Source organism: Mycobacterium sp., assembly GCF_049802695.1.
Classification (GTDB): domain Bacteria; phylum Actinomycetota; class Actinomycetes; order Mycobacteriales; family Mycobacteriaceae; genus Mycobacterium.
The window spans coordinates 1-9,507 of the sequence record NZ_JBARMY010000017.1 but is presented as its reverse complement, the minus strand read 5'-3'; the positions used below and the strand labels follow the sequence as shown (position 1 = coordinate 9,507).

Sequence of the window (9,507 nt, the reverse complement as noted above, 5' to 3'; positions counted from 1 at the left end):
ACCGCCACCCCCGCCGAAGTCACCGCAAAGCGCCGCACCGGCTCCGCCCGGGATCGCCGACGCGGCTCAGCGTACAGCCGCCACTCGGGCAGGCCCTCACGCGCCAACTGATCGTCGATCCAATCCTCTGCATCATCCCCCTCTAGCCCGAGCTCGCCGGCCCGGTGGAGCTGCCGCTTCAGCCACAACGACTCACGAGCCAGCTCGCGCGCCTCGGCTCGCGTGCGACCCGTAAAATACCCGCGCGAGCAGTTAAACCGCTGGCCCCGGAAGCCCTCCGGCGGCGCCTGCGATTCCTTCTGGAAGTGAAGCGCGATGTAGCGCATCAGTCCGGCGCAATCGCGGACCAGGCCAACATGCTGCCCCGCCTCGCCGGCATCCACCTGGCCGCACCACACACGCACGATCACCTCGCGCAGCTCGTCAACGTCGACCGAACGAACACCCTTAACAAGCAGGTTCCAATGCGGACGACGCCGGCCACCGGACCGGGGCCCGTAGCCCGTCGTGAACTCCAGCAGGCTCGCATACTCAGCCTCAGGCCACCGCCGCCTAACCGCTTTGATCACCTTCGCACGACCCCGATAGAACACCGCCATATCGAGCGTCGCCGTGCGCGTAGTCAACACCGCCCAACACTCCGGAGCGTCCCCCTCCATAGCGTCCAGCGCGAGCATTTCCGTATTCTCGACCGCCGCCAACCGCGCGCAATACTCACAAAGATTGGTCGCCTTGCACCGACCACGCACGAGCTGCCCGTGCTCGCTCAACAGCCACAGGCGCTCCGGCCACCGCAGGCAGCCACCACGGCGTCGATCGACGTAGCGGCCATCGCAACCCGGCACCTCCGCCGGCCCAGGGGTGCAAAGTCCCTCATGCAGATCAAGGGCCGCTGCGCGGCCATCCGGTTTGACGTCAACAGCCGGCATCGAAGGGGGCTGCGCCAACGGCAAGAGTCAGGGCTGAGGATGATCCGTCCGACACATCTGGTATCATGCTGTTATGTCCAATAACAGCAGTCGCGCCCAGGTAGCAGCGCGCAACCGCAGGACCGCTACCGAACAGGAGATAACAGAACAGACGTGCGAGTCGACCGAGGTGACGTACGCCGAGGCCCAGGCGATCGCCGCCGAGCAGCGCCGCCAGGAACTGGTCCAACGGCTCGATGCGGCGCAGGCCCGGGCCGAGGCAGCGGCGAAGAAGCACGCAGGAGAGAAGGCACGCTTCGAGCGGGCCGTCGCGTTGCTGGTCAGCTCGCACCCCGAACGAGTCGACTGGTACGACCACCCAGGGGCGCTCGATCGAGACACCGTGCGCGCAGCAGCTCGACTGAGTACGGTCGCGCTGCACAGGTTGATGGAGCGGAACCGCAAGCGGTTCCCAGATCCGCCTAAGCACGACCGACTGAGGCTGCCATGAGCGACAACCATCCGTTGTCGGCGAAACGACCTCAGCAGCCACGGGACGATGAGGACGTAGTGATGGCCGTGTCGCGGCTCGTACGGGCCGTAGGAAGGCGATGCGCGGCGGGCGATCCTGACTCCGGGGTGTGGCTAAGGATGCTGCGCCAGGAGCTCGCCGAGGCTGAGAGCGAGGCAGTAGCCGGCTGGCGGGATTCCGGCTTCAGCGACAGCCAGATCGGCCGGGAGCTCGGGGTGACCAAGCAAGCCGTACAGAAACGGTGGCCACGGGAAGGCGCGCACGGCGCGAGCGGGCCGATCACACCCGCCGGCGACTGATCGCCTAGTGGACGGCTACCCTGTGCCGGACAGGCCATCGTGCGCGCTCTGATCGCGCTTTGTGGTCGACGGGCCTGGAGTTGGCAGCTCCGGGCCCGTCATCTGTTCCAGTAGTGCCATGGCCGCCGACTGAGAAGGTTTGCCGGAGGACCGGACGTCAGCCGGGGGAACGGCCGGGGCGCCCACGGGGGGCGCCTCAGACGCAGCCGGGAAGAGCGATAGATCAGACTCGACGGGTGAGGCTGAGGATGTGCCGTCCTGGCCGCCGGCCAGCCCGTCCGCGATCGCGGCCACGTCGGAAGCGAACCGGTCCTGAACGGTCCCGAGCATGATCGCGTCGTCGTCGTCGTCGAGCCCGCCGCTCGTCGCCATCGTGTCGTACAGCCCGGCCACGCGCTTATTGAGCAGGAACACCTCGGACCCGCAGCGCGTCTTGGACCGGTCGTGCCAGAACGTGAGAGCTATAAAAACGTTGAACGGCAGCAGGCGAAGCGGATTCCACCAGGACTTCAGCCGGCGAAGGTTGCGCAACTGAGTGTGATACTCGTAGAGGTCCCGGACCTGGTTATCCAACAGGCCGGCCTGCTGAGCAATGAGCACGACCTTCCAGCCGCGTTTGCGGTGCTGCGCGAAAAACCGGGTAATGGCGAGCCGCCGTTGCACCGCCTCGGTGCGCGAAAGACCCTCGCCCCGCTCATCCTGGTCCCAGGTACGGCTGTTCATCCAGATATGCGCCTCGTCGAGCACCGCTACGCCGCGTTCCTCCCGCCGGCAGGTACCGCCCTTCCGGCACCCCGGACACTTGCCGCAGCCGGGTATCCGCAGCTTCATCAGCCCGGCCAGGTCCTCGACGACATGGACGCGGCGGCGATAGTCAACGGCCATCCGGTCGACACGCCCGGGCACCAGACGCCGAAACACGTTCGCTCGAGCGAACACCTCCCACCAGCCCTCTTCGAGCTCGACGTTAGTGGCCACGTACTTGCCGCGCTCTAAGCAGCGCAGCAGCTCGCGTACCGCGTAATAGCTTTTGCCGTGCCCGGGAGCACCGGTAACGAGAGTGATCGCCATCAGCGGGCCTGCCGCCATCGGTCGCGCGCCATATGGCACGGCCAGCACAACACCTCGACGTCACGGCGCCGTTCGAACCCAAGACGAGCGTAGGTCCGGTGGTGGACCGTGAGCTGACGCGGCGATCCGCAGGCCTCACAGCGGCCACCCGCCGCCGTTATCCAAAGCCGACGACGCAGCCGCCAGTACGGCGAACGGAGATACCAGTCATAGAACCGAGTGTGAGCCGTCCTGCCGGCCCGTACGCGCCTCGGACGACCCACAGCGACCAAAGCCCCGAGTCCGAGCAGGACGCCGGCAGCGTCGGCCGTCATCGCCTAACCCGCCGACAGGCGTGAGCCGCGCGCCAGGCCTGATACGCCGTCCAGGCCGGATGCTTGCGCTGCAGGTCCGTCACCAGCCGCCAGCCATGAAACGCACAGAGCCCAGCGTGAAGCACGCTGACGTGACGAGTGACCCTCGCGCCGTCATGCTCATATTTCTTTATGCCAGCGCTCAGAGGGTTAGACAGCCCACAGCCAGCGACGAGCGCCGCCACCAGGAGCACGGCCACGAGCTGCGGCGTCCAGCGTCTCAGCCGAATGACGGTACGTTGCATTCGTGCACCTTCCCTTTCGCGTCTAGGCAGGGGACCTCTTGCCGGCTGCTACGACGCCGGGAAAGCTGAGCTAGGGAGCGGCGGTGCCGCTGCGCGGCCCTCGCCGCAGCCCTCAGGCAGGCTTGCCGGTGGCGCATGCAGGCGGCATAGCGCCGCTGCTCAGCCTTATAGGCACGCAGGGCAGAAGCCTGCAGGACCGCCGCCTGCCGGCTGAGAGCGGACCCCGACGACGCTTTGGTAGCCGAGTGCCCCTCGATGCGCCCGAGCAGCAAGAGCACGGCCAGCACCAGGAAAACCCACCGAAGCCGGCGAATGGCGCGCAAAACTCGCATCACAGCGCCTTGACCAGGTTCAGCGCATAGCGCAGCGCCAGGAACAGTAAGTACATGCTGATGAGACTGGCGATGCCTATCAACATGTCACCGACCGGCAGAAACCAGTTGAGCCAGTTAACCCAGACGCCGCCCACGATCGACGGGGCATCACTCATCCCCGGCAGCAGCGCGAACAGCCCATTTATGACCGTGCTGATGCCGGAAAAGACAAGGTTGATTAGATCAACCACCCCAGTGACGATGAGATTAGGGAAGTCCTCCAGCGCCGAGAGGATGTTCGACAAGAATGAGAGCACCTAGAACAGCTCCCCCTGCTCACCCGGATCATTCGTCGAGAACCCCTCCGGCGGCCGCTTAGCCAGCCACAGCAGGAACCCGCCGAAGCTGAGAAACAGGATCACGACCCGGCCGTAGCTCATGATCGCCGACGTATCAAACCCGTCGATATCCCCCAGGTCGATAGTGATATCGCCGCCCAGCGGGCCGGCGTTCAGCGTGAACACTGGCGCCTCTGGGGACGCGACGAACTGTGAAAACTGGTTACTCAGCCAGCAGGGCACCCCGAACGGGAACACGTTGCACGGCGTATTGATCGCCGGCCACACGATGCCGCCCGTCGTCGGAGGGACGTACGCCGACGAAGTGCACGAGCCGCAGACAGGCTCGCCGTCCGGGTCCGGGTTAGATGTAACGGTCACCTCGGGATCGCTCACCGGGTCAACCTCACTACCCGGCGCCGGCTGCACCTGGATCACCGAGTCAGGGTCCAGCCACGGGTCATATTGAGTCTCGTCGGCAGTCTGCAGGGTCACATTGGTCAAACCCAGCGTGTCGAGCCGCGCCTCATAGTGAGTGTTCAGCTCATTGGTGTACGGCGCCGGTATCTCAACATCGGGGTTAGCAACGCAGTCTTCGCCGTCGCAGACAGCAGGCTCGCTCCATACCTGGTCCGCGCCCCATTCGATGAGAGACAGACCGCCGGACGGCACGTTGGACCCCGGCTGAGCGCCCGGAGTCGTCGGCTGCGGACTGTCCAGCACGTTCCCGACCGACGTTTCGATAGTCGATCCCTGCGTGGCGGTGCCCGTGTCCTGCTGTGACGACTGCAGGTCCTGGCTCGGCTGCACCTGTACGCCGCAATCCTCAGCCTCGCCCAGGACCGCGCACGGCGTGCTCGCCGTGCCACTGTCGACATGAAACGTGTCAGGAGGCGGGAGGTACTGCAGCGCCGACGCGCTATTAGTGTCAGGCTCAAAGCTCTGCTGACACAGCGCGTCACCGAGTCCCACCCAGGCGAGCCCCGGCGGCGTATGCAGCGGATTCGGCGTCGGGAGCACAGCTAAAGCTCCGGGGCCGTAGAGCGGACAGCCGGACACGTTCGAACCATCGGCGTCAAAGCCGTAGGCGTACCAGCAAGCGGCGGACCCCTGGTCGGAGCCCACAGCGAAGTTCCCATAGTGGCACTGGCCGTCCGGATTGTCAGCGGCGCCGCTCGTCAGCCAGACCACGTATCCAGGGGCCGGGTCCGTCTCCTCAGCATTCGCCGGGAACCAGAGCCCGTCACAATCCGCGCTGGTGTCCGCCGCACGCTCCCAGTCTGACCCGCCCTCAGTCGAGTTGCCGTCAGCGGTGCCCACGCCGCCCGTGTTCCCCTGGAAACAGTCGGCCCACTGGTCACCCGGCGCATAGGAGTCGCCCGAGTAGATGTTGCTGCAGACGTTGTCCGGCTGCTCATAGTCGACGACGTTCTCGCAAAAGTCGACGCCCGTGACCGTGGACACGCCCGAGGGAAACGAGCTCGGAGAACTCAGCCCCGTCGCCGCGACGAGCTGATAGACCGCCGGGGCGAGCTCGACGACCGCAGCGACCAGGGCGCCCGCCTCGGGGTCCGCGAACGCCTCAGGCAGCATGTCCTGGTCCAGCACCGCCTCGTCGGAGGTGTCAGTGCCAGTGAACGTGGCACGGTCCTGCCAGTCATCGTCGAGCGCATCCCAGACGCCCGCGTAGTGATACAGGTAGTCCTGCGCCTCACCAATCTGCCCGGAATCAATCGAGTCAGTAGCGCCCGTCGCCAGGTCCTGCACCTGATAGGTCTTACCCGTCGCCGCCATCGAATCCATAGCCGACTGCAGCGCCGCGCTGGCGTCGACCGGGTAGGCATCGGTATAGGGCAGCTCGACCGAACCGCCGTCCTCGCTCGGCGTACCAAGGCCCCGTACCAGGTAGTCGACAAACGCCTGTTTCTCCGACGTCGTGAGCGAGCTAAACCAGCCGTCGTCCGCCGCCGGCACGACACCAGCCGGGACCGACGCAAGCGCCGGAGCTGCCGTCCCAAGCGTGACACTTAGGACGACAGCCAAACCGACGATCCAGGGCACTACTAGGCGTGCAGGAACTTGCGCGCCGCGCGGACGGCGATCGCCAGAGCGATCAGGGCCCCGACCGCAGCCAGAATCACGGGCAGGTTCGCCGTGAGATCCGACGTCACTCCCGTAACGACCGGGGTAACGTCGTACGTCGCGCCGTCGCCGGTAGCGAACGCCGGCACGGCCAGCCCTCCGAACGCGCAGACGAACGCGATCGCGCCAACCAGCCTGCGGTCCAGCCTTGCGAGCTTGGACATAGTGCACCTCCCTCTTGTCCAGTTGTGATTGTGCCGCCGCACCGACACCCGCCACGCCTAAGCGTGCAGGAACTTGCGCGCCGCGCGGACCGCGATCGCCAGAGCGATCAGGGCACCGACAGCCGCCAGGATCACCGGCAGGTTCGCCGTGAGGTCCGTCGTCACCCCGTTCACCACCGGGGTAATGTCGTAGGTCGCCGTCGCCATCGAAGGCGCGGCAAGCCCAGCGAACGCGCACAGAAACGCGATCGCGCCGACCAACTTGTGATCGACCTTCGCCAGCTTGGACATGAGAATTCACCTCCAATCGGTCCTTACGAGTGAACGCCGCCATCTGAAGTCTCATCAGCCGCCCCAGCCGCCCGCACTGAACAGCTTTCGGAACACCCACCAGCCGGCCAGCATCCCGAAAAGCACGCCCATAGTCGCCTCAGCGAGCACAAAGCCACTCATGCCCGCGTCACCGTCAGTACCCGAGTCGACCGTACTAACGCCCGCGCCCGTACCGGCGCCGCCACCCGAGCCAGTCGCAGCCGTGCCCGCCGAATACTCCTGCAACACGTCGTAGGCGCTCACGTAGTCCGCGCTCACGGCCACGCCCACGATCCCCGAACCGTTCTCCCCCAGGTAGCAGCACCCGCCCGTCTGACGCCCCACGTCACACTCACCAGTCGAGCACCCAGCGGAGAAGTCCGACCCGTGCGGACTCCCCAGGTCAGACGTCGACGAGGCAACCTGAACCCCGTCGACATACAGCGCCGCGCCGTCCCCCGTCGAATCCTCGGTTGCCACGATGTAATGCCAGCCGGCAGCCAACGGGTCACTGCCAGTAATGCACGTATTAGCGCCGTTGTAGGCGCAGAACTGCGGCCCACCGCCAGAGCTCGCCGCCGCCAACAGCGTCAGCTGCTCAGACCCTCCCCCAAAGTTGAAGATCACCTGAGTCGCCGTGGGCCCGCCAGACGGCTCGTCGATCCACGCCCGGAACGTGAACGCCGTCGAGCTGCTACCGACGCCGTCATCATCCAGCACCCCGTAGGCGTTCGCGTCGAGCTGCATATACCCGCCCGCGTCCGGGCCGCCCGTCGTCGGAAACGACTGATCATGCCCGCTGAAAGTCGGGCCGCCGCTCACCGAGTCCGAGGTGTCCGAACTCAACGGAAACAGCGCGTCAAGCGCCGAGCCGCTATCAGTCTCGACCTGCCCGAGATACGCCGGCTGATCGGCCATCGCAGCCCCTGACGTCAGTAGGAGAGCGGACCCGCAGATGGCGGCGACCAATAACCCACGCCCCGCTCCCCTACTCACGCCAGCACCCTCCGCAGAACCTCTGCCATAGCGAAGCACCCCACCACACAACCGATCAGCACCCAAAGGTCCCCGTGCAACGAATCACCGACCGAGGCCAGCTCGTCGGTATCCGTCTGATCAAGAGCAACGACCTGATCCGTCGTCGACCCCGAGTCGTCATCCGCCACCACCTCGGACACCGACCGCTCAGCACCAGTCACGCTCGACGACTCACGACCGACAGCCGCCCTCACCCCCGCGAGCTTGCTAACCACGGGAGCCAGCGACGAGCGCAGCTCCCCGCCAGTCAGCACCGCCGTACGTTGCTGCTGACCCAGCGTGCAAGCGTCCGCCAGCTCCTGCGCCACGGTCACAAGCGCGACCACCTCCGCGCCCGCAGAAGTCCCCGCGTCCGCCGGCCGGGGCGGACAAACAGCCGGGAACTGCGGACCAGCCGCCACCCGCGCCGGCTCCGCATACGCCAGGGCCGAAGCCGGCCACGCGGCAGACACCACCGGCAGCACGACGACGACGAAGACCAGGAGGACGACACCGAGTGTTAGGTGAGCCCGATCAGGCTGCACTGTCGCCCCTGGCTCGCGGCCTCACAACCGGGCGAACAAGTGTCGATCCACAGATACAGCAACAACTTTCACACTTATCAACACTTATCCACCCGGCCGTTCCTTGCTCCCCACGGGCGATCAGATTGCCATGATCAATCTCACCAACACACTCCGGAACATCGCCCACCACATCACCCGCCGCCGCGCCGCCCGGGAAGCGATGAACGCGCAGCTCAACTCCGTCCTTTACGACTACGGAGAGCAGAGCGACGACCTGACCCCCAAAGCCCCCGCCTCCTGAACCGGCCGGTAACCGGACCACAGGAACTCACCGCACCCCACGCCGATGGCCGCGCCCGCGCACGCGGCCATCAAGGCTGACATCACCCACCAGGCGCAGCGACCCCGGCAACGCCACCGGCCCATGCTCCTGATCATTCGCCCACCGCAGGAGCTGCCCCGCGATATCGCGCACCTCTTCAGGCGTGAACGTGCCGAACCGAGTCAGAAACCGCACTGTCGAATGGACGCGGTCCGTACGGACCACGCCCCGCTTACGCACGACGGAACCTCAGCCGGAGGACTTCGCAGCCGGCATCACTTTGCCGTCCGCGTCGATCTCTTCGACACCGAGAATCCGGTGCGAAAACTTCTGCGCCGTGCGCCCGCCGGGAGCACCCACCAGCCTCACCGTCTGCTCCAACGTGAGCTGATAAGTGTGGTCAATCTTGACCTCACCGTTCACACCCTCCGCCAACGTGAAGTAGTCGAGAAAGGAACCTGTGGCGAGGTCGAGCAGCTTGACGTACTCGACAAGGCTCCCGCTTTTATACGCGATACGATCGCGTCCGTCGCCGTCCTGACTGTACGTACCCCGCCACAGCACCTTCACCGGCGAACTCTTCAAGAGCATGCGCCTAACCCTCCGTGTTCGATTGACACACCGGGTTAAACGCCAACGCGCTCTCTCCGGGCCTCAGCAACCCGAAGTCTTACCGCCTTCCCGTTAATCGCACAAGTCAAACATCCGTCTAGGTTCGAAACGAACCTGGAACAAACGCGCCGGCACTTGATCACTCACCGACCCTCCGTCAGGGTTCCCACCAGGCGGCCGGGGGCGGCCGGGCCTCAGCAACCCAACGCTCTCGGTCGCCGCCTGCGACCGTGCACGGTGCACGAAGGCAGCAAACGCCGCCCGCTCCCGCGCATCCTCCGCCGCCAACCACTCAGCCCGCGCCGCGATCTGAACCAGCCGCCAACCCGCCGCCGGCCCGCGCGGCTGCAC

General features: G+C 66.0%; 12 protein-coding genes. 3 read left to right on the top strand and 9 right to left on the bottom strand.

Annotation, left to right across the window (positions count from 1 at the left end):
• Positions 1-929: hypothetical protein (locus WA317_RS00650; RefSeq protein WP_425171194.1), on the bottom strand; the 929-nt coding region annotated here is incomplete at its 3' end.
• 73 nt (positions 930-1,002) lie between these two features.
• On the opposite strand from WA317_RS00650, the gene WA317_RS00645 reads away from it, so the two are divergent.
• Together WA317_RS00645 and WA317_RS00640 are read left to right on the top strand one after the other, a co-directional pair.
• Positions 1,003-1,419: a hypothetical protein gene (locus WA317_RS00645; protein WP_425171193.1), complete on the top strand. Its 417-nt coding sequence runs from the start codon at positions 1,003-1,005 to the stop codon at positions 1,417-1,419.
• Positions 1,416-1,739 (top strand): hypothetical protein, encoded by a 324-nt coding sequence (locus WA317_RS00640; RefSeq protein WP_425171192.1) that lies wholly within the window; start codon positions 1,416-1,418, stop codon positions 1,737-1,739. Before WA317_RS00645 ends, WA317_RS00640 begins: the two co-directional genes overlap by 4 nt.
• Before the next feature lie 15 nt (positions 1,740-1,754).
• On the opposite strand, the gene WA317_RS00635 is transcribed toward WA317_RS00640, so the two are convergent.
• The 7 genes from WA317_RS00635 to WA317_RS00605 all read right to left on the bottom strand — a co-directional run bounded on the left by WA317_RS00635 (position 1,755) and on the right by WA317_RS00605 (position 8,240).
• Entirely contained in the window at positions 1,755-2,810 is a 1,056-nt protein-coding gene (locus tag WA317_RS00635) for a zonular occludens toxin domain-containing protein (protein ID WP_425171191.1), read from the bottom strand.
• Between the two features lie 929 nt (positions 2,811-3,739).
• A complete protein-coding gene (locus WA317_RS00630) occupies positions 3,740-4,027 on the bottom strand; it encodes a hypothetical protein (RefSeq protein WP_425171190.1) in 288 nt (95 codons plus the stop codon).
• A gap of 12 nt (positions 4,028-4,039) precedes the next feature.
• The gene (locus WA317_RS00625; protein WP_425171189.1) at positions 4,040-6,034 is read right to left on the bottom strand and encodes a hypothetical protein; all 1,995 of its coding nucleotides are present in this window, start codon (positions 6,032-6,034) and stop codon (positions 4,040-4,042) included.
• Positions 6,035-6,123: 89 nt separating this feature from the next.
• The gene (locus WA317_RS00620; RefSeq protein ID WP_425171188.1) at positions 6,124-6,366 is read right to left on the bottom strand and encodes a hypothetical protein; all 243 of its coding nucleotides are present in this window, start codon (positions 6,364-6,366) and stop codon (positions 6,124-6,126) included.
• Between the two features lie 57 nt (positions 6,367-6,423).
• On the bottom strand, positions 6,424-6,657 hold the full coding sequence (locus WA317_RS00615; RefSeq protein WP_425171187.1) for a hypothetical protein: 234 nt from the start codon (positions 6,655-6,657) through the stop codon (positions 6,424-6,426).
• Between the two features lie 54 nt (positions 6,658-6,711).
• Positions 6,712-7,596: a LamG-like jellyroll fold domain-containing protein gene (locus WA317_RS00610; RefSeq protein WP_425171186.1), complete on the bottom strand. Its 885-nt coding sequence runs from the start codon at positions 7,594-7,596 to the stop codon at positions 6,712-6,714.
• Positions 7,597-7,670: 74 nt separating this feature from the next.
• A complete protein-coding gene (locus tag WA317_RS00605) occupies positions 7,671-8,240 on the bottom strand; it encodes a hypothetical protein (RefSeq protein WP_425171185.1) in 570 nt (189 codons plus the stop codon).
• A 130-nt stretch (positions 8,241-8,370) separates the two neighbouring features.
• On the opposite strand from WA317_RS00605, the gene WA317_RS00600 reads away from it, so the two are divergent.
• A complete protein-coding gene (locus WA317_RS00600; protein WP_425171184.1) occupies positions 8,371-8,523 on the top strand; it encodes a hypothetical protein in 153 nt (50 codons plus the stop codon).
• Between the two features lie 270 nt (positions 8,524-8,793).
• Here WA317_RS00600 and WA317_RS00595 read toward each other — a convergent pair whose 3' ends face one another.
• The gene (locus tag WA317_RS00595) at positions 8,794-9,114 is read right to left on the bottom strand and encodes a hypothetical protein (RefSeq protein WP_425171183.1); all 321 of its coding nucleotides are present in this window, start codon (positions 9,112-9,114) and stop codon (positions 8,794-8,796) included.
• Between the last annotated feature and the right edge of the window lie 393 nt (positions 9,115-9,507).